This is a genomic window from Actinoplanes sp. NPDC021490, from assembly GCF_055562135.1.
Window position 1 is genome coordinate 13,431 of sequence record NZ_JBVHFW010000024.1, and the last position, 18,770, is coordinate 32,200.

Genomic DNA, 18,770 nt, shown 5'->3' on the forward strand with positions numbered 1-18,770 from the left:
CGGAACGCCGGCGTCGCTCGCTGAAGGTCTGCATGGGCACACCGTAGCTCATGGGGGCCGGGTGGCCGTAGCAAGATTGAGCCGTGAGTTGGGTGACCGGCGAGGCCGGAGTGATGCGATTGCCGTCGGGGCGGCTGGTGCGCGGACGGGGGCTGCGGGATCCGATGCCGTCGGGGCACCCGCCGGCCTTCGGCGTCTATCTGCTGGGCTCGGCGCCGCCCGAGTTCGGGTGGACCAGCCGCTGGATCCGGTGGCCCGACTTCCGGCTTCCGGCCGACCCCGCGTACGCGAAAAAGGTCTTGATCGAAGCCTGGCAGCGGGCGGACGGTGAACGGGTGGAGATCGCGTGCGGCGGCGGACGCGGGCGGACCGGCACCGCGCTGGCCTGCCTGGCCGTGCTGGACGGGGTGCCCTCGGACGAGGCGGTGGCCTACGTGCGGGAGCACTACCATCCGCGGGCCGTCGAGACGCCCTGGCAGCGGAAGTTCGTGCGCTCCTTCGTGGCCTGAGAAAACTCTCCGATGATCAGAAGCGGCCATTAGTCTGGAGCGGCATGTCGACGCCTGGGGGGACTCATGATCGTCGTGGAGCGCAGTGTCGCCGTGAACGCCGCCCCGCCGCTGGCGCTGGGCTACCTCACCGATTTCGGCAACACCGCGGTGTGGGACCCGGTGGTGCGCCAGTCGATCCGCAACGGCGCCGGCCCGATCGTGCCGGGCGTCAGCTGGCGGCAGGTGTGCCGGCTGCTGGGCATCACCACCGAGCTCACCTACACGCTGGTCGGGGCCGAACCGGGGCGGCTGATGTTCCACGGGCGCAACGAGGGGGCCACCTGCGTCGACACGGTGGTCGTGCGGGCGGCCCCGTCGGGCTGCGAGGTCACCTATCGGGTCGAGCTCGAGGTGCACGGGCTGGCCAAGCTGGCCTCGCGACTGATCAAGATGGAGTTCGAGAAGGTGGGAAACCTGGGCGCGGCGGCGCTGACCCAGGCCCTCAACAGCCTGGCCCCGGCCTCCCCCTCCTGAGTGCTCAGGCCCGCGTGCCGACGATCTGCAGATACGCCGACGGGAGGCGGGCCGTGCCGTCCCGCGCCGTGTTGTGCCGGTCGGCCAGGGCGACCAGGTCGTCGTAGAGCGGCTTGCCGCCGTCGGGGCCGAGCGCCTCGAACGCCTTGAGGGTCGGGCCGTAGTGCTCGCGGAAGTACTCGGCGAAGTGCTCGGGGGAGTTGAAGCGGAACACGAACTCGCGGCGGACGGCGCGCAGGCCGGTGACCCGCTCGCCGAACAGCTCGCGGACGCGGGACTCGCTGCCCCACTCGACCGGGCCGCGGATGCCGGGCGGCGGCGGAACCCGGCGGCCCACCGTCCGGAACATCTCGCCGATGAAGCCGTCGGGCGCCCAGTTGGCCATCGCGATCGTGCCGCCGCTGCGGCACACCCGGGTCAGTTCGGCCGCCGTGCGTTCCTGGTCGGGGGCGAACATGGCGCCGACCACCGACAGCACCGCGTCGAAGCGGCCGTCGGGGTACGGCAGGTTCTCCGCGTCGGCGATCTCGGTGGTCAGTGGCAGCCGCTCGGCGCCGGCGCGTTCCCGGGCCCGGTCGAGCAGGCCCGGCACGTAGTCGGAAGCGGTCACCCGGCATCCGCACCGGGCCGCGGCGAGGGAGGCGTTGCCGGTGCCGGCCGCGACGTCCAGCACGTCGGCGCCGGGCGTGAGGTCGGCCGCCTGCACCGTCTCCTCCGCCATCGGATGGATCAGCGCGGCCACCGCGCCGTAGTCGCCGCTGGCCCAGGTCTTCCGCTGCTTGGCCTTGAGTCCTTCGAGGATCAGCTCTGTCATGCCTTCGACGCTAGGAATCCGCAGCTCGCGGCACATGGGGAAGGCTCCCTATGTTGGGCCGGTCAGTTCCCCAGCGCTCGCGCGAACCGCCGCCGCAGGGGTGGGACGGCAGAGATCACCCGCAATCCCGTACGGAACGAGGCGCGACCGAGCACTGTGGAGTGCCCGGCCTGCCGGGCGTTGCGGAGCGACTGCCGTACGGCGGCGAAACCGTACTCGAGCATCTCGCGTTCGTAGCCCTCGATCGCGGCCCGGCCGCCGGTCGGCCCGAGGAGCATGCGGCGCAGCAGGTCGGCGTCGCGCAGGGCGGTGTTCGCGCCCACGCCGGCCATCGGCGTCATGCTGTGGATCGCGTCGCCCAGCAGGGTGATCCGTTCGCCCGGAAGACGTCCGGGTGGCTGGGCGGGCGCGCTTCGCACGCGGAAGGCGTTGACCGTGGAGGGCTCGCTGCGGTCGACAAGCGCGTGGAAATCGGGGGCCCAGCCGAGCATCCGCTCCCGTACGAGCCGCACCAGCGCCCCCGCGCCGAGCCGCTCGACATCGGCCGGGAACCGTGCGGTCGCGTCCGAGAACCCCCACAGCACCTGGTCTTTGATGGCCGCCGTGAACAGCGAACCCCGTCCGCGCGGGATGACGATGTTGGCGCGCTCCCGCAGCATGCGCGGCAAGCCGTCCACGGTCAGGCAGCGCCCCGCGACGGTCAGGACGCCGGTGTCGATGCGCTCGGCGGCGTGCGGGAGCAGTTGGGCGCGTACCCGGGAACTCGCCCCGTCGGCCCCCACGAGCAGGTCACCTTCCGCGCTCGAGCCGTCGGCGAAGTGGGCCACGATCCGGTCGCCTTCCCGCCCGTACGAGGTGAAGGCCCGCCCGGCCTCGATGTCGAGCCCGTCGAGCAGCACCTCCCGCAGCGGGACGCGCCCGATCCCGTAATGCTCCCGCCCGGGCTCGCTGATCTCGTCGGCGCCGAGCCCGAGCAGATCCCGGCCCTGATCGGTGCAGAACCCGAACGCGCCGCCGGGCGACACCGCGCCCAGAAAGGCCTGCCAGTTGGCCGCGGGCAGGCAGGCGCGCAGGGCCGCGGCGCCGGCCGGGTTGAGGTGGATGCGGTAACCCTGCAGCCAGTCGGTGCGTTCCAGGGTCTTCTCGAACACTCGCACGGGAATGCCGGCCTGACGCAGCCCGTGTGCGAGCGCGAGCCCGCCGATACCGCCGCCGATCACCATGACGTCCATGCCGTCGAGTCTCAAACGTACGCATGAATCTGTCAACCAAACGTTTGATTGATATTCTGGCGGCATGTCCCAGCCCCGCCGCTCCCCGTCCGCCGGCGACCGTCAACGGGACCCCGAGGCGACCAGGGAACGCATCCTCGACGCGGCCCTGATCGAGTTCGGCGAGCACGGCTTCGCGGGCGCGCGGATCGGGGCGATCGCCCGGCGGGCCGGCGCCAATCAACAGCTGATCTCGTACTACTTCGACGGCAAGGCCGGGCTCTATCAGGCGCTGCTCGAGCGGTGGCGCACCCTGAGCGCGGGGCTGAGCCGCCCGGACGCCCCGCTCGACGAGGTGGTGGCCGCCTTCACCCACGTCGGCGCCTCGCAACGGCACTGGGTGCGGCTGCTGATCTGGCAGGCCCTGGCCGGCGACCGGCACGAGGGTGACGCCGACTATCGCCGGGCCATGGTCGGCGAGCTGCGGCGGCGGCAGGAGGCGGGCGAGATCGCGGACGACCTCGACCCGGCCTACCTGCAACTGGCGCTGTTCGGCGCCGCCCTGGCCCCGACACTGCTGGCAAGCTTCGCCGAGGACTTCACCGGCCTGCCCGCCGACTCCCCCGAGTTCCTCGATCGCTATCGCGAACAACTGAAACGCATGATCGTCCACCTCGGCGGCTGAGGCGGCTCAGATCAGGCCCCGGGAGCGGGCCTCGGCGGCGGCCTTGCCGCGGGAGGAGACGCCGAGCTTGGTCAGCACGGCCGAGACGTGGTGGTCGACCGTCTTGGCCGAGAGGGTCAGGCGGGCGGCGATGTCGGCGTTGCTCAGGCCGTCGGCCAGCAGCAGCAACACCTCGCGCTGGCGGCCGGTCAGACCGGTCGGGTCGGCCGCCGTGGTGGCGCGCGGGCCACGCGGGACCGGCAGGCCGCGTTCGCGCAACGAGGAACGCAGGCGGCGGGCCGGGGCGGCAGCGCCCAGGCGGTCGAAGATGCGCAGGGCCCGGGCCGTCGCGGGGGCGTCGCCGTGGGACAGCGCGCAGGCAGCGTGGTAGAGGCAGCCCATCTCTTCCCAGGTGGACGCGGCCGTGCGCCAGTCGCCGTCGATCAGCCGGCGGAACGGCTCGGCCGCGCCCGGCGGGGCGGGCGCCGGGTCGCCGCTGCGCCACAGCCAGAACGCCAGCTCGCCGGTGAACCAGGGCTGACCGGCCTCGAGCGCCACCGTCAGGCCCCGGCGGGCCTCGGCGGCGGCCGCGGGCAGGTCGCCGGCCAGCCAGTACGCCTCGGCCAGCACCATGGCGGGCGGGCAGAAGAACTGGGACTCGCCCGTCGGGTAGCCGCGCTCGGTGGCCCGCCGCGCGTCGTCCAGGGCGCCCGGCTCGTCGCGGCGCACCCGCAGCGTCGCCCGCGCGACGAGGGCCGGAACCAGGCCGCCGCCGCCCATGGCCGGGCCGGCCAGCACCTGCTCGGCGTCGTCGGTGGCCGAGGCCCAGTCGCCGCGGGCGAGGTGCAGGCGGGCGCGGTGGCCGAGCAGGTGACGGGTGTAGCCGTCGAGGTCGTGGGCGAGAAGGAACGGGATGATCCGGTCGAAGGTCTGCTCGGCCACGTCCAGGTCGTACCAGTCGACGGCGGAGCTGGCCAGGTTGGTCAGGGCACGCCCGGCGTGGTCGTCGAGCCCGGCCGCGGCCGCCCGCTCGTGCGCCCGGCGCAGATCCGCGGCGCCGGTCCGGTCGCCCAGGTGCAGCCGGGCCGACCCGATGTTGATCAGCGCGTGCACCTCGGTGTCGGAGTCGCCGACACGCCGGGCCAGCCCGGTCGCGCGGGTGCCCCACTCGATGGCCCGGTCGTTCTCGTTGCCCAGCATGAACAGCTGGGACAGGTTGCTGTACGCGGCGGCCAGCTCGGGCCCGGGCGGCTGCCGCTCGAGCACCTCGACGGCGCGGAAGCCCAGCTCGCGGGCCTCGTCGGGGCGCCCGTTCCACCAGCTCAGACGGGACACCCAGCGCAGGGCGACCCCGGTCGGCACGGGCTCGCCGAGTTCGGTGCGCAGTGCCAGCGCGGCCCGGCTGGCGTCGAGGGCCTCGTTGAGCCCGCCGTGATAGGCGGCGACCGAATACTCCTGGAGAAGAGCCGCCCTTTCCCGTACGGGATGATCCGCGGCCAGCGGCAGGGCCAGCGCGTAATGGGCGGCGGCCTGCCGGTACGCGCCCAGCGACGCGGCCCGGCGGGCGGCCACCGGCGCCCAGCGCAGCACGGCCCCGGGGTCGCCCGCGTGGTGGGCGTGGTGCACGAGTGAGGCCGGGTCGACGCCGGGCTGCCCCTCGCAGGCGCTCAGGATCTCGGCGTGCAGGGCCTGGCGGCGTACGGGGGAAAGGCTCTCCTCGACCGCACGGCGCAGCAGCTCGTGGCGGAACGCGACACCGTCGCCCCGGGCGGTCAGGACGCCGCGCGCCAGGCACTCGTCGACCTCGGCGAGCCGGTCGCCGAGCAGCTCCAGACCCGCGCGCGACGGCACGACCGACACCAGATGCGCGACCTCCCGGGCGGCCGGCGTGAGCGTGGCCAGGCGGCTGAGCACCAGGTCCCGTACGGTCGGCGGGACGCCCTCGGCCGGCGCGGCCAGCACCTCGGTGACCAGCAGCGGGTTGCCGCCCGTCATCTCGTGCACGCCGGGCGCCTCCCGGCCGGCCCGGCGGGCCAGTTCGGCGACCGCGCCCGCGGTGAGCGGTGGCAGGCTGATCCGCTGGACCAGGCCCCGCGGCAACCCGGCCAGGACGGTGTGCAGCCGGTGGTCGGGGCCGAGCTCGTCCTCGCGATAGGTGACCAGCAGCAGGGCCCGGCACAGCGCGAGGCGCCGCCCGAGAAACGCCACCATGTCGAGCGTCGCCTCGTCGGCCCAGTGCAGATCTTCCAGGACGACCACCGGCCGCGCGGCCTGCGGCGGCCGGTCGAGCGCCTCGAGCAGCAGGTCGAACACCTCACCCCGGGAGCCGTCGGCGATGCGTTCCCGCAGCCGCCCGCCGAGCCGCCGCGCGATGTCGTGCAGCGGCCCCAGCGCGCGCGGCGTGAGAAGCGGATCGCAGGCGCCCCACAGCATCTGCGCGCGCGGTCCCACCGAGCCGGCGAACGCGGTGGCCAACGTGGACTTGCCCGACCCGGCCTCCCCGCTGACCACGGCGACGCGCCCACCGGCCGCGCAGCCGGTGAGCAGACCGTCGAGGGCACGCAGCTCGGCGGTGCGCTCCAGAAGCGGAGTCACGCGCTCAGGCTAGGCAGCCGCCGGGCGCCGTGCTAGCGACTATCGGACAGCGCCGGCCCAGTCGATCCGGTACCGCTGGGTCCGGCCGGCCCGGCCGAACAGCTTGACGAACCACGGCATCACGTACGGGAGCAGCGCCCGGGCGACCGGTCCGGGGACCTTCGCCTGATTGATCCTCGCGGCCTGCGCGGCGATCGCCTCGACGCGCGGGCGCCGCAAGGACTCGTACGCGCGGAAGGCTTCCCCGGCGGCGGGCTCGTCGCGCAGGCAGCGGGCGAGCACGATCGCGCTCTCGATGGCCAGGCTGGCGCCCTGACCAGACGAGTTGGACGGGGCGTGCACGGCGTCACCGGTCAGCACGAGCCGGCCGCGATACCAGTGCGGCACCGGCGGCATGATGAACAGCGGGCCGTTGACGTGCAGCTGTTCCGCGTGCGCGATCAGGTCGGCGCCGGGCGAGTCGTCGCCGTAGACGTCGCGGAGCAGGGCCGGCCAGTCGTCGGTGCGGAAGCCGGCCGGGCGCGGCAGGTTGACGCCGAACTCGGTGCCGCCGCCGGGCGCGGGCCAGTACAGGTAGTACGCCCGCTTGCCGAAGGCGAACGTCATCGTGCCCGGCGGGGCCGCGACGTCCGCGGTCGAGTGGCCCTCCACGGCGACCATCCCGGTGTAGCGGGGACCGGGCGCGTCCGGGTCGATCAGCCGGCGCACGGTGGAGTGGATCCCGTCGGCGCCGATCAGCACGTCGGCGGTGGCGGTGCTGCCGTCGGTGAAGGACGCGGTGACCTCGCCGTCGTGTTCGGCCGCGGAGGTCAGCCGCTTGCCCCGGGCCGTGCCGGACAGATCGCGGAGAATGCGGTGCAGATCGCCGCGCCGGACCACGTGCACCGGACCCTGATCACGCAGGCCGGGAAGGTCGACGGTGCGGCCGCCGATGCTCATGACCTGGCGGTCGCCGGGCTGGGACACGGCTCGGACGGCGTCGGCGGCCCCGACGATCTCGAGGGCGGCCAGGCCGTTGGGGGCCAGGGCGAGCGTGCCGCCCACGTCGTCGGCCGAGGTGTCGTACGCCTCGAAGACGGTCGCCTCGATGCCGGCCCGGCGCAGGGCGAGCGCGGCGACGGGTCCGGCGATGCCGCCGCCGATGACAATGGCCGTGCGTATTGAAGACATGGTGGTTCCTTCCGCGTCGGTGGAAAGTTCGCCGCGGATCGGACCCGGATATCCTGTGGTTGCCGCCTTTCGGGCCGGGCCGTTCCGCGGTCGTGCTCGAGGGGTTCCGCCCCGGTGGCCTGTTGCAGCAGGTCACCGGGGCTCGTGATGGCGCCTCCAGTCGGTCAGGCCGTCGAAGGTGCCGCCGTCGATCTCGGCCAGCAGCGCCCGCGTCCAGGCCGCCTCGGCGGTGGCCATGGCCAGGTCGTATTCCAGTTCGATCAGGAACAGCCGGGCCACCGACTCGCGTTCCAGCTGCTCGCGCAGCTCGGCGATCCGGGCCTCCAGCGCGCCGGCGTGCTGTTGCAGCAGCACGACCGCCTCGTCCGGAGGCACGACAGCCAGCAGGGACAGCCCGGCGCGGAAGGGCTCGCCGTCGGTGAGCAGCTCCCGCGTCCAGTCGAGCAGCTCGGCCCGGCCCTCGTCGGTGAGGCGATAGACCGTGCGTTCCGGGCGACGGCCCTCGCGCACGCTCTCCACCTCGGCGATCAGGTCGTGCTTGGCCAGGTTGCGCACGACCGTGTAGAGCGAGCCCCACTTGATGCCGAGGTCACGGTCTTTGCCCCAGCCGCGCAGGGTGCCGGCCATCTCGTACGGGTGCATCGGCTGATACGCCAGGGCCGAGAGCACCCCGAGCGCCAGGAGATTGCCGACCCGGCGACGCTTCAACCCCGACCCCCTTATTCGCGTACGAGTATATGCACGCGAGTAAAGGGTCAGGGGGTCCGGAAGCCGTACGGGTAGAGGCCGTCGATCGTGACCGGGAGGCGGCCCGGGGCGGGGGCGGTGCCGCGCAGGACGGCGGCCAGCGCGGCGATCGTCGGAGGCTGGTAGCCGTACGCGGCGACGAAGGTGCCGGCCTCGGGGAAGGAGGCCAGGTCGTACGGGGTGCCGACCGCGACGACGACGATCGGCCGGCCGGTGGCCAGCAGGGCGCGCACCAGCTTGACCTGGGTGGGGTCGCCCCACGCGTTGGACGTCGTGACCACCGTGACGTCGTGGGTCCGCGCGGCCGCGACGGCCTGGGCGATCACCGCGTCGGAGGGCGAGCCGGTGTAGAGGCGGGTGGCGCCCAGCGCGGTGGCCAGGTTGGTGGTGGTGCCCGCGTCCCAGCCGGTGACCAGCACGCTCTGGCCCGCGCGCAGCGGCAGGGCCGCCGACCGGAGCGTGGTGATCGAGCGGGCCGCGATGCGGTTCATGGTGTCCACGGCGGCCGGGGTGCCCACGATGGGCGGCTCGGTCACGTACGGGGAACCGGGCTTGATCTTGGTCTTGAGGATGCGGCGGACGGACTGGTCGATGCGGCGCTCGCTGATCTGACCGGAGGCGACGGCGTCGAGCAGGATCCGGATGGCGCCGGGGACGCTGCGGGGCATCAGCAGCTGGTCGACGCCGGCCCGCACCGCGCCCAGGATGACCTGCTCGTCGGTGTAGTCCTCGAGCGCGGCGGCCTCGAGCGCGTCGGTCACCACCACGCCGTCGAAGCCGAGCTCCTCGCGCAGCAGCCCGGTGATGATCGGGCGGGACAGGCTGGCCGGGACGCCGGTCGGGTCGAGCGACGGGGCGACGATGTGGGCGGCCATGATGCTGCCGGCGCCGGCCGCGATGATCGCCCGGAACGGCGGCACGTGCGTACGCAGGATCTGGGCGCGGCTCTCGGAGGTCACCGCGACCCCGTTGTCGGTGTTGACCGTGGTGTCGCCCAGGCCGGGGAAGTGCTTGGCCGTGGTGCCGATGCCGGCCGCGCGGTAGCCCCGTTCGGCCGCGACGCCGAAGGTGGCGACGTGGGCCGTCCGATCGCTGAACGCCCGCACCCCGTCGGCCGTGTTGCGCGGGTTGGTGTTCACGTCGACGACCGGCGCGTGCGTGACGGTGATGCCGAGGGCGCGGAGCTCGGTGCCGCTCACCCGGGCCGCGTCATACGCCGTACGCGGGTCGAACGTCGCGCCGATGGCCATGTTGCCGGGCGAGATCGCCAGCGGCGCCCCGATCCGGTTGACCGTGCCGCCCTCCTGGTCGGTGCTGATCTGCAGCGGGATCCCGGTGTCGGCGATCGCCGCGCGCTGCAGGCCGTTGGAGAGGGCCGCGATCTGCGGCGGGCCGGTGAGGTTGCGGCTCCACGTGAAATAGATGACCCCGCCCAGGTGGTATTTCGCGACGGCCTGGGCGCCCGTGGTGACGCCCGCGCCGAACATGGCCTCGTTGGCCGCGGCGTCGGCGGCCGAGACGCTGGTCGCCGACTCGCCGTAGACGTACGAGACGACCATCTGGCCGACCTTCTCGGCCAGCGACATGGTGGCGACCTGGTCACGCGTCGCGGCCATCGCCGGGATCGCGGCCAGGGTCAGCACCATTACCGGGAACAGGCGTCGATTCACGCCCTCATCGGAGCGCGGCTATCGATCCTTGTCAACCCGAAGACGTCTTCCACCAGGTCGAGTGCCTTGATCCACGGGAACGGCTCGGTGCTGCCGGGAACCCAGCCGTCGACCGGGCCGAACAGGACCCGGACGCCTTCGGCCCGCAGCTCGTCGAGGGAGCGGCGGAACGGGCGGCGGGCGGCCAGCGGCTCGTTGACCGCGGGCACCACGACGGTGGGCACGCCGCGGCCGATCACGTCGGCCATCGAGCTGAGCGCGTACGTGTCGGCGATGCCGTTGGCCAGCTTGTTGATCGTGTTGAAGGTGGCCGGGGCCACGATCATGGCGTCGGCCGGCGGGGAGATCCGGGTGCCGTCGGCCGCGAACTTGTATGTGGTGCGGACCGGCCGGCCGCAGACCCGGGTCACCTCGGAGGGGTCGAGGAAGTCGAGCGCGTTCCTGGTCGCGGTGACGTCGACCGTCCAGCCGCGCTCGGCCGCGACCCTGATCAGTTCGAGCACTCCCCCGGCGGCGCCTCCGCCGCACACGACCACTCGCAAATCACCCATAGTTCAGGATTCTCCTGGATTGTCAGGTCCCGGCGCTGCCTTACCGGGAGACACTTCTTCCCTGGCTTGCTTGGCCGCTACGGCCGTGTTGTAGGAGCGATAGGTGAGCCAGAGCGCGACCACTGCGGCGACGGCGGCGGCCACACTGGACAACTGGTCGGCCCGGGTCGGCCCGAGCGCGGCCACGAACACCACCACGGTCAGCACGACGAGCACGCCGAACCCGACGGTGCGCACCCGCTGCGACGGCGGCCCGACGCCCCGGGCCCGCAGCACCAGGTTGAAGCCGGCCTCGACCAGCACGACGGCCGCGGTGACCAGGATCGGGATCTGCCAGGCGTCGACCTCCACGCCGCTCATCCGATCTCCTTCTGGATGTCCTGGATGAACCGCTGGGTCAGTTGTTCACCGTCGTGCAGCAGGCGGCGGGTGTGGTCGGCGAAGACCCGCGCGAACTCGGCGTAGTTGCGGTGCATCGGCCGCGGGCGCGACGACTCGACCGCGTACCGGATGTATTTGAGGTGCGGCAGCGACTCGGCCAGCCGCTGGTCGATGTACGCGTCGAGGCCGGTCGGCGCGAAACCGTACTTGGCCAGCAGCAGCTGCGACGACTTGTCGGTGAGGAAGTGGATCGCCTGCTCGGCGACGTCGCGGTTCTTGCTCTCGGACGAGACGGCCAGGCTCTGCCCGCCGATGATGCCGGTGGGCAGCCGCCCGAGGCGGATCTCGGCGGTGGACAGCTTGGTGCGCTCGGCCCGGTCGACGGCCGGGTAGTTCACCGGCCAGTTGCGCATGTAGCGCAGCCCGGACTGCTGGAACGTGCGGGTGGTGTCGCCCTCCCCGGCCTCGTCGAGCACGTCGCCCGCCTTGACCGCGGCGGCGATCGGGCCGAGCGCCTCGCGCCACTGGCCGAGGCTGAACGAGAGCACCCCGTCCTCGGTCAGGATCGCGTCGTCCTGGGCCAGGGCCTGCTCGAGGACGTTGACGACGAAGGCCTCGTCGGTCTGCGGGCTGACCGTGTCGAGCTGCCCCACGAACTCGCCGGGAGCCGTTTTCGGCAGGGTGGCCAGCTTGGGCTCCGGGTCGGCGAGCGCCTTGTCGGCGACCCGCCGATAGAGCATGCCGACGTCGGTGTTGAACGGGATGGCCCAGAAATCGCCGCCGCCCGGCTGCTCGGAGAGCCGGCGCACCGCGGGCAGCAGCGAGATCTCGTTGCGCGGGGTGATCGGGACGATCCGCTTCTCGTACCCGAAACGCGGGATGTGGATGACGTCGAGGTTGAAGATGTCGGCGTCGGTGCCGAGGAACTTGTCGTACTGGTCGCGAGTGGAGCTGGGGACCGTCTCGGTGCGGATCCGCGCGTCCGGATTGAGCTGGTTCCACATCGTCACCAGGAGCTGGCGGCCGCCGGTGACGTCCACTCCGGTCGCCAGCACCAGCTCGACGGGCTCCCGGCGGGTCAGCACATAACCCGCGCCGGCCGACAGGGTGCCCGAGGTGAGCACGCCCGCGAGGAACGACCGTCGTGAGTAGAGCTCCGTCATCGGCGCCTCCGTTCGCCTACGTACGGTACTCGGTTGATCGTCGGCGCGTGACCCCGGTCACTCCCCGGAAGCCTGTGCTTCGCCGTCTGACAAGGACTTTGGTCCTGCCGGGTCGGGCTTGACGGCCCGGGTGCGCTGCCTGCTTCACGAGGACTCTCAGAGGTGAAAAGAAATCGATGAAGGAGGCAGCGATGACCGCCATCCGCCCGACCGTGGCCAACCTCGAGACCGTCGAGGCGCCGGGCGCCATGCTCACCAGGACCGCCGCCAAGGCACTGGCCGTGACCCGGATCTCGCTCGGCTTCATCTTCCTGTGGGCGTTCCTCGACAAGATGTTCGGCCTCGGCTACTCGACCCCGGGCGAACGGGCCTGGATCAACGGCGGCTCGCCGACCAAGGGCTTCCTCAGCAACGTCGAGGCCGGGCCGTTCCAGGGCTTCTTCCACTCGATCGCCGGTGACGGCTGGGCCAACTGGGGCTTCATGCTCGGCCTGCTCGCAATCGGCGTCGCCCTGATCGCCGGAATCGGCCTGCGCGTCGCCGCCGTCGCCACCACCGCCATGATGGCGCTCATGTGGGCCGCCGAATGGCCCCTGGCCAGTGGTTCGAGCAACCCGCTGGTCGACTACCACTTCTTCTACGCGGTCACCGCGATCGCGCTCGCCCTCACCTACGCCGGACACACCTGGGGTCTCGGCCGCTGGTGGGCCAGGCTCCCCCTGGTGCAGAAGAACCGCTGGCTCATCTGAGCCCCGTGCGCAAGGCCCGGCCGGTCGGCCGGGCCTTCGTCATGTCACGACGGGACTTTCGGCCCTGATCGGGACCGCCCCCGATCACAAGACTCTGGTTCGAGATCACTGGAAAGGACCCGCCCGTGGACGCGCTCGACCTGGCCCGATGGCAGTTCGGCATCACCACCGTCTACCACTTCCTCTTCGTCCCGATCACGATCGGGATGTCGGTGCTGGTCGCCGTGCTGCAGACGGCCTGGGTGCGCACCGGCAAGGAGCACTACCTCCAAGCCACCAAGTTCTGGGGCAAGCTGTTTTTGATCAACTTCGCGATGGGCGTGGTCACCGGAATCGTGCAGGAGTTCCAGTTCGGCATGAACTGGAGCGACTACTCCCGCTTCGTCGGCGACGTGTTCGGCGCCCCGCTGGCCATCGAGGGCCTGCTCGCCTTCTTCCTCGAGTCGACGTTCCTCGGCCTGTGGATCTTCGGCTGGGACCGGTTGCCCAAGAAGCTGCACCTGATGACGATCTGGCTGGCCGCGATCGGCACGCTGCTCTCGGCGTACTTCATCCTCGCCGCCAACTCGTGGATGCAGCACCCGGTCGGCTACGAACTGAACCCGGACACCGGCCGGGCCGAGCTGACCAGCATCTGGGCCGTGATGACCAACTCGACGACGCTGGTCACCTTCCCGCACACGATCACCGCCTGCTTCCTCACCGGCGGCGCGGTCCTCGTGGCGGTCAGCGCCTGGCACCTCAAGCGGCGCAACCAGCCCGACGTGTTCCGGCCCAGCCTCAAGCTCGGCGCCTGGGTGGTGCTGATCGCCGGCGTCGGCGTGCTCATCACCGGCGACCAGCAGGCCCGCATCATGACCGAGCAGCAGCCGATGAAGATGGCCGCGGCCGAGGCGCTCTACTCCGACGCCCAACCGGCCAGCTTCTCGCTCTTCACGATCGGGTCGCTCGACGGCAGCGAGGAGCTCTACAGCGTCCGCGTCCCGTCGCTGCTGTCGTTCCTCGCGACGGGAGACTTCGGCGGCGCGGTCGAGGGGATCGACAACCTGCAGTCCTCGTACGAGACCACCTACGGCCCCGGCGACTACAAGCCCTCGATCCCGGTCACCTACTGGTCGTTCCGCTTCATGATCGGCTTCGGCGGGCTGGCCATGCTGGTCGCGCTGGCCGCCCTCTGGTTCACCCGCGGCGGCCGTACGCCCGGGAACCGCTGGTTGTGGCTCGCCGCGATCGGCTCGATCGGGCTGCCCCTGGCCGCCAACTCGTTCGGCTGGATCTTCACCGAGATGGGGCGGCAGCCGTGGACCGTGTTCGGGCTGTTCAAGACCGCGGACAGCGTGTCCCCGTCGGTGAGCGCCGGTGAGGCCGCGACCTCGCTGATCGTGCTGACCCTGCTGTACGGGGTGCTGGCCGTGGTCGAGGTCGGCTTGCTGGTCAAGTACGCCCGCGCCGGCGCCCCGCCCATCGAACCGTCGGACGACGACTCCGAAGACCGTCCGCTCGCCTTCGCCTACTGAACCTCTCGAGGAACGCGACATGGAACTCACCACCGTCTGGTTCGCCCTCATCGCCGTCCTGTGGGCCGGATACTTCCTGCTCGAGGGCTTCGACTTCGGCGTCGGCATCCTGCTGCCGGTACTCGGCCGCGACAACCGCGAACGCCGCCTGCTCATCAACACGATCGGCCCGGTCTGGGACGGCAACGAGGTCTGGCTGATCGTCGCCGGCGGCGCCACGTTCGCTGCCTTCCCCGAGTGGTACGCGACCCTGTTCTCCGGCTTCTTCCTGCCGCTGCTGCTCATCCTGGTCGCGCTGATCATCCGCGGGGTCGCGTTCGAATACCGCGGCAAACGCGACGACGACCGCTGGCGCCGCCGCTGGGACTGGTGCATCGTCGCCGGCAGCCTGATCCCGGCGTTCCTGTGGGGTGTCGCGTTCGGCAACATCGTGCGCGGCGTGCCGCTCGACCCCGCCCACGAATACACCGGCGGCCTCGTCAACCTGCTCAACCCGTACGCGCTGCTCGGGGGTCTGACCACGCTGACCCTGTTCACCTTGCACGGCGCGGTGTTCCTGGCCCTCAAGACCGGCGGCGAGATGCGCTCGCGGGCCGGCGAACTGGCCGCTCGCCTGTCCCGGCCGGCGATCGCCGTGGCGGCCGCTTTCCTGCTCTGGACCGCCATCGCCCACTTCGACGCCTTCGCCGTGCCTCTCTTCGCCGCGGCCGCCCTGACCCTGATCGGCGCGGCCGTCGCCACCCGGCTCGGCCGCGAAGGCTGGGCCTTCCTGGGCACCGGGGTCACGCTGGTGCTGGCCGTGGCCGGGCTGTTCGTCACGCTCTTCCCGGACGTGATGCCCGCCCTCGACCCGGCGAACAGCTTGAACGTCGGCAACGCGTCCTCCACCCCGTACACGCTGACCGTGATGACCTGGGTCGCGGTCGCCTTCACGCCGATCGTGCTCGCCTATCAGGGCTGGACGTACTGGGTCTTCCGCAAGCGCCTGACCGTGGAACGGATCCCCCGGTGAAACCCCTCGACCCCCGGCTCCTGCGCTACGCCCGCAGCGCCCGCGCCTACCTCGCGGTCACCGTCGCACTCGGCGTGGCCCAGGCCGCCCTGATCGTGGCGATGGCAACCCTTCTCGCGTACGGGATCAGCGCCGTCTTCCTGGACGGCGCCACCCTCACCGACCTCGGCCCCGCCCTGATCGCCCTGCTCGCGATCATCGCCGGGCGGGGCCTGATCGCCTGGGCGCAGGAGGCGGCGGCCGTACGCTCGGCCGCCGGCGTGAAAAGCGAACTGCGCGGCCGCCTGCTCACCCACCTGGCCGCCCTCGGCCCCCTCACGCCCGCCATCGACACCGGCGCCGCGGTCGCCCTGATCGTCCGCGGCCTGGACGCCCTCGACTCGTACTTCGCCCGCTACCTGCCCCAGCTGATCCTGGCCGCCCTCGTGCCGTTCGTCGTGCTGGCCCGCATCCTCCCGGCCGACCTGATCGCCACCGTGACGATCGCGTTGACCCTGCCCCTGATCCCCGTCTTCATGGCGCTCGTCGGACTTCGGACCGAGGCCGAGAACCGCCGTCAGTTCCGGCTGCTGGCCCGCCTGTCCCACCACTTCCTCGACGTGATCGCCGGCCTGGCCACCCTGAAACTGTTCGGCCGGGCCGCCGGCACCGCCGACTCCATCCGCCGGATCAGCGACGAACAGCGCCGCGTCACCATGCGTACGTTGCGGATCGCCTTCCTGTCCTCGCTGGTGCTGGAATTGCTGGCCACTCTGTCGGTTGCGCTGGTCGCCGTGGGCATCGGGCTGCGGCTGGTGGGCGGCGAACTTGACCTGCGTACGGCCCTGCTGGTGCTGATCCTGGCCCCCGAGGCGTACTTGCCGTTGCGTCAGGTCGGAGCCCACTACCACGCCAGCGCCGAGGGCCTGGCCGCCGCTTCCGAAGCGTTCACGATCCTCGAAACCCCGCTCCCCGCCGCGCCGTCAATCGGGGCCCCCTCCCCCTCCCCCACCTCCGTTTCCTCGCCGGCCGGAGAAACCTCCTCCTCCTCCTCCTCCTCCTCCTCCTCCTCCTCCTCCTCGCCGGCCGGAACGATCGTGTTCGACGACGTGTCCGTGCCGTTCCGCTCGTCGTCGCTCGCGCTCACCGCCGTGATCCGCCCAGGCGAAACCGTCGCCCTGACCGGCCCGAGCGGCTGCGGCAAGTCCACGGCCCTGAACCTGCTGCTCGGCTTCACCCGCCCCGCCTCCGGCCACATCACCGTCGGCGGCGCGAACCTGTCCACACTGGACCCCGCGACCTGGCGCTCACAGATCGCCTGGGTCCCCCAGCGCCCTAACCTCTTCGCCGGCACGATCCACGACAACATCGCGCTCGGCACCTCCGCGACCGCAGCCGCCGTGGCCGCAGCCGCCTCCTCAGCGGGCGCCGCCGAGTTCATCGAGACCCTTCCCGACGGCTACGCCACCCGGCTGGGCGACAACGGCACCGGCCTTTCCGCGGGCCAGCGCCAGCGAATCGCCCTGGCCCGGGCCTTCCTCCGCGACACCCCCGTCGTCCTCCTCGACGAGCCCACCGCCAACCTCGACCGGGCCACCGCCGCCGGTGTCATGGCCACCATCCGCCGCCTGGCCGAGGGCCGCACGGTCGTGATCGCGGCCCACCGGCCCGAGCTGATCGCGCTGGCCGATCGCGTCATCGACCTCTCCCCCGCCCTGGTCTCCGGAGGTGTTTCGTGATCTGGCCGCTGCTGCGTCCCGCGTCCGGCCGGATCCTGCTGGCCGTGCTGGCCGGGGTGGGCGCGGCCGGCGCCGGTGTCGGTCTCATGGCCACCTCCGCGTGGCTGATCTCGCGGGCCGCCCTGCACCCGCCCGTGCTGCATCTGATGGTCGCGATCGTCGCCGTGCGCGCGTTCGGCATCGGCCGCGGCGTCCTCCGTTACGCCGAGCGGCTGGCCGCCCACGACGCGGCGCTGCGGGCGCTCATCCGCCTGCGCGTACGCCTCTTCGTCCAGCTGGAGCGGATCGCCCCGGCCGGGCTGGCCCGTTTCCGTCAGGCCGACCTGGCCCAGCGTCTGGCCGGCGATGTCGACGCCGTGCTCGACCTGCTCACTCGGGTGCTGCTGCCGTACGCCGTGGCCGCGATCGTCGGTCTGGCCTCGGTCCTCCTGATCGGCTCGTTGTCGTTGACCGCCGGCGCGGCGCTGGCTGCCGGGATCCTGGTCGTGGGCGTCGGTGTGCCGCTGGTGCAGCGTTCGGCCACCCGCCGCAGCGACGGCCGTCTGGCTCCGCTGCGCGGTGAGCTCGCCGCCGGGACCGTCGATCTGCTGCACGGCCTGCCCGACCTGCTGGCCTATGGCGGCGCGGAAGCCCAGCTGGCTCGTCTGGCCGATGTGGACGCGCGGCTGCGGCGGGCGGGCGAACGGTCGGCCGTGGCGGCGGGTGTGTCGGCGGCGATCACTGCGGTCACGAGCGGCCTGTGCGTGGTGGCCGGTCTGGCCGCGGGTGCGGTGGCTGTGCGCTCGGGGTCCCTGCGGGGTGAGTTGCTGGCTGTCATCGTGCTGACTCCCTTGGCCGTGTTCGAAACGATCGGCACTCTGCCGGCTGCTGCTCAGCGCTTCGCCGGGGCGCGTGCCGCCCTGCGTCGTCTGGCCGAGGTGTTCACCGTCCCCGACCCGATCGCCACGAACTCCACCACAGAGGGGTCCAAGGTCGTTCCGGTTGTCCACAGCCTGTGGATAACTCGAGCCGCCGAGGCGGCCCGGGGGCGTAGGGTGCCGGGTATCCCCGGGTGGGAGGGGGCTAGGGATGGCCGGACGCCGACAAAAGCCGCACAATCGGGCAGCCTACGCGTAGACGGCGTAAGTGCGGCCTGGCCGGGAGGCGGGACAACCGTCGTACGGGATGTCAGCTTTGATCTGGGGCCTGGAGCGCGGGTGGCGCTGACCGGGCCGAGCGGGTCGGGCAAGACGACGATCGCCTCGCTGCTGGTGCGCTTTCTCGACCCGGTCGAGGGTCAGATAACCCTGGACGGCGTGGATCTGCGGGACATCGCGCCGGAGCGGGTGCGTCAGCTGGTCGGCTATCTGCCCGAGGACGCGTACCTGTTCGACACCACGATCGCCGCGAATCTGCGCCTGGCCGGTCCGGCGGCGACAGACCAAGAACTGCGCGATGCCCTCGTACGGGCTCGGCTGCTCGATTGGGTGGAGTCGCTGCCGCAGGGACTGGAGACGCTGGTCGGCGAGCACGGGATGGCGATCTCGGGTGGGCAACGTCGCCGGTTGGCGCTGGCGCGGGCGCTCCTGGCCGGCTTTCCGATCCTGATCCTGGACGAGCCGACCGAGCATCTGGACGACGAGACGGCGTCCGCGCTGACCCGGGATCTGCTGGCCGCGGCCGGGGATCGCGCGGTCCTGCTGATCACGCACCGCACCGACGTGGCGTCCATGGTGGACGAGGTGATCTCGCTGGCGCCGGAAACGGATGGCGCGCGGACGGCGGTCTCGGCCAGGGTGTAGGC

General features: G+C 72.0%; 17 protein-coding genes. 8 read left to right on the forward strand and 9 right to left on the reverse strand.

What is annotated here, in order from left to right:
- The first annotated feature begins 113 nt into the window (after nucleotides 1-113).
- Nucleotides 114-509 (forward strand): protein-tyrosine phosphatase family protein, encoded by a 396-nt coding sequence (locus ACZ3I4_RS42830; protein WP_465388044.1) that lies wholly within the window; start codon nucleotides 114-116, stop codon nucleotides 507-509.
- A gap of 66 nt (nucleotides 510-575) precedes the next feature.
- On the forward strand, nucleotides 576-1,025 hold the full coding sequence (locus tag ACZ3I4_RS42835) for an SRPBCC family protein (RefSeq protein WP_465387887.1): 450 nt from the start codon (nucleotides 576-578) through the stop codon (nucleotides 1,023-1,025).
- Nucleotides 1,026-1,029: 4 nt separating this feature from the next.
- On the opposite strand, the gene ACZ3I4_RS42840 is transcribed toward ACZ3I4_RS42835, so the two are convergent.
- Both ACZ3I4_RS42840 and ACZ3I4_RS42845 read right to left on the reverse strand, forming a co-directional pair.
- Complete coding sequence (locus tag ACZ3I4_RS42840) at nucleotides 1,030-1,839, reverse strand: class I SAM-dependent methyltransferase (protein WP_465387888.1); 810 nt, start codon at nucleotides 1,837-1,839, stop codon at nucleotides 1,030-1,032.
- A 62-nt stretch (nucleotides 1,840-1,901) separates the two neighbouring features.
- On the reverse strand, nucleotides 1,902-3,071 hold the full coding sequence (locus ACZ3I4_RS42845) for an FAD-dependent oxidoreductase (protein WP_465387889.1): 1,170 nt from the start codon (nucleotides 3,069-3,071) through the stop codon (nucleotides 1,902-1,904).
- Nucleotides 3,072-3,135: 64 nt separating this feature from the next.
- On the opposite strand from ACZ3I4_RS42845, the gene ACZ3I4_RS42850 reads away from it, so the two are divergent.
- On the forward strand, nucleotides 3,136-3,735 hold the full coding sequence (locus ACZ3I4_RS42850) for a TetR/AcrR family transcriptional regulator (RefSeq protein ID WP_465387890.1): 600 nt from the start codon (nucleotides 3,136-3,138) through the stop codon (nucleotides 3,733-3,735).
- A 6-nt stretch (nucleotides 3,736-3,741) separates the two neighbouring features.
- Here ACZ3I4_RS42850 and ACZ3I4_RS42855 read toward each other — a convergent pair whose 3' ends face one another.
- The 7 genes from ACZ3I4_RS42855 to ACZ3I4_RS42885 form a co-directional block, all read right to left on the reverse strand.
- Entirely contained in the window at nucleotides 3,742-6,309 is a 2,568-nt protein-coding gene (locus tag ACZ3I4_RS42855; RefSeq protein ID WP_465387891.1) for an ATP-binding protein, read from the reverse strand.
- Between the two features lie 39 nt (nucleotides 6,310-6,348).
- Nucleotides 6,349-7,479, reverse strand: coding sequence for an FAD-dependent monooxygenase (locus tag ACZ3I4_RS42860; protein WP_465387892.1), 1,131 nt, complete (start codon nucleotides 7,477-7,479; stop codon nucleotides 6,349-6,351).
- Nucleotides 7,480-7,611: 132 nt separating this feature from the next.
- Complete coding sequence (locus tag ACZ3I4_RS42865) at nucleotides 7,612-8,187, reverse strand: PadR family transcriptional regulator (RefSeq protein ID WP_465387893.1); 576 nt, start codon at nucleotides 8,185-8,187, stop codon at nucleotides 7,612-7,614.
- A gap of 47 nt (nucleotides 8,188-8,234) precedes the next feature.
- A complete protein-coding gene (locus ACZ3I4_RS42870; RefSeq protein WP_465387894.1) occupies nucleotides 8,235-9,896 on the reverse strand; it encodes a glycoside hydrolase family 3 protein in 1,662 nt (553 codons plus the stop codon).
- Entirely contained in the window at nucleotides 9,893-10,447 is a 555-nt protein-coding gene (locus tag ACZ3I4_RS42875) for a flavoprotein (RefSeq protein WP_465387895.1), read from the reverse strand. Before ACZ3I4_RS42875 ends, ACZ3I4_RS42870 begins: the two co-directional genes overlap by 4 nt.
- Before the next feature lie 3 nt (nucleotides 10,448-10,450).
- Complete coding sequence (locus ACZ3I4_RS42880; protein ID WP_465387896.1) at nucleotides 10,451-10,807, reverse strand: hypothetical protein; 357 nt, start codon at nucleotides 10,805-10,807, stop codon at nucleotides 10,451-10,453.
- Nucleotides 10,804-11,991, reverse strand: a complete 1,188-nt coding sequence (locus ACZ3I4_RS42885) for a type 2 periplasmic-binding domain-containing protein (RefSeq protein WP_465387897.1) — start codon at nucleotides 11,989-11,991, stop codon at nucleotides 10,804-10,806. The genes ACZ3I4_RS42880 and ACZ3I4_RS42885 overlap by 4 nt, the downstream gene beginning before the upstream one ends.
- Nucleotides 11,992-12,182: 191 nt before the next feature.
- Here ACZ3I4_RS42885 and ACZ3I4_RS42890 point away from each other — a divergent pair, with 191 nt between their 5' ends.
- From ACZ3I4_RS42890 to cydC, 5 genes are all read left to right on the forward strand, one after another.
- The gene (locus ACZ3I4_RS42890; protein ID WP_465387898.1) at nucleotides 12,183-12,740 is read left to right on the forward strand and encodes a hypothetical protein; all 558 of its coding nucleotides are present in this window, start codon (nucleotides 12,183-12,185) and stop codon (nucleotides 12,738-12,740) included.
- A gap of 125 nt (nucleotides 12,741-12,865) precedes the next feature.
- Nucleotides 12,866-14,257: a cytochrome ubiquinol oxidase subunit I gene (locus ACZ3I4_RS42895; protein WP_465387899.1), complete on the forward strand. Its 1,392-nt coding sequence runs from the start codon at nucleotides 12,866-12,868 to the stop codon at nucleotides 14,255-14,257.
- Between the two features lie 19 nt (nucleotides 14,258-14,276).
- The gene (gene cydB / locus ACZ3I4_RS42900) at nucleotides 14,277-15,269 is read left to right on the forward strand and encodes a cytochrome d ubiquinol oxidase subunit II (RefSeq protein ID WP_465387900.1); all 993 of its coding nucleotides are present in this window, start codon (nucleotides 14,277-14,279) and stop codon (nucleotides 15,267-15,269) included.
- Nucleotides 15,266-16,987 carry a thiol reductant ABC exporter subunit CydD gene (gene cydD, locus ACZ3I4_RS42905; RefSeq protein WP_465387901.1) on the forward strand — a complete coding sequence of 574 codons (1,722 nt, stop codon included), beginning with the start codon at nucleotides 15,266-15,268 and terminating at the stop codon, nucleotides 16,985-16,987. Before cydB ends, cydD begins: the two co-directional genes overlap by 4 nt.
- Nucleotides 16,984-18,768, forward strand: coding sequence for a thiol reductant ABC exporter subunit CydC (gene cydC / locus ACZ3I4_RS42910; protein WP_465387902.1), 1,785 nt, complete (start codon nucleotides 16,984-16,986; stop codon nucleotides 18,766-18,768). Before cydD ends, cydC begins: the two co-directional genes overlap by 4 nt.
- Nucleotides 18,769-18,770 lie beyond the last annotated feature (2 nt).

Coding starts and splice junctions, on each gene's coding strand:
- ACZ3I4_RS42875 (WP_465387895.1), bottom strand. CDS start 10,447: ATGGGTGATTTGCGAGTGGTCGTGTGCGGCGGAGGCGCCGCCGGGGGA.
- ACZ3I4_RS42835 (WP_465387887.1), top strand. CDS start 576: ATGATCGTCGTGGAGCGCAGTGTCGCCGTGAACGCCGCCCCGCCGCTG.
- ACZ3I4_RS42880 (WP_465387896.1), bottom strand. CDS start 10,807: ATGAGCGGCGTGGAGGTCGACGCCTGGCAGATCCCGATCCTGGTCACC.
- ACZ3I4_RS42840 (WP_465387888.1), bottom strand. CDS start 1,839: ATGACAGAGCTGATCCTCGAAGGACTCAAGGCCAAGCAGCGGAAGACC.
- ACZ3I4_RS42850 (WP_465387890.1), top strand. CDS start 3,136: ATGTCCCAGCCCCGCCGCTCCCCGTCCGCCGGCGACCGTCAACGGGAC.
- ACZ3I4_RS42845 (WP_465387889.1), bottom strand. CDS start 3,071: ATGGACGTCATGGTGATCGGCGGCGGTATCGGCGGGCTCGCGCTCGCA.
- ACZ3I4_RS42885 (WP_465387897.1), bottom strand. CDS start 11,991: ATGACGGAGCTCTACTCACGACGGTCGTTCCTCGCGGGCGTGCTCACC.
- ACZ3I4_RS42890 (WP_465387898.1), top strand. CDS start 12,183: ATGACCGCCATCCGCCCGACCGTGGCCAACCTCGAGACCGTCGAGGCG.
- ACZ3I4_RS42830 (WP_465388044.1), top strand. CDS start 114: ATGCGATTGCCGTCGGGGCGGCTGGTGCGCGGACGGGGGCTGCGGGAT.
- cydB (WP_465387900.1), top strand. CDS start 14,277: ATGGAACTCACCACCGTCTGGTTCGCCCTCATCGCCGTCCTGTGGGCC.
- ACZ3I4_RS42860 (WP_465387892.1), bottom strand. CDS start 7,479: ATGTCTTCAATACGCACGGCCATTGTCATCGGCGGCGGCATCGCCGGA.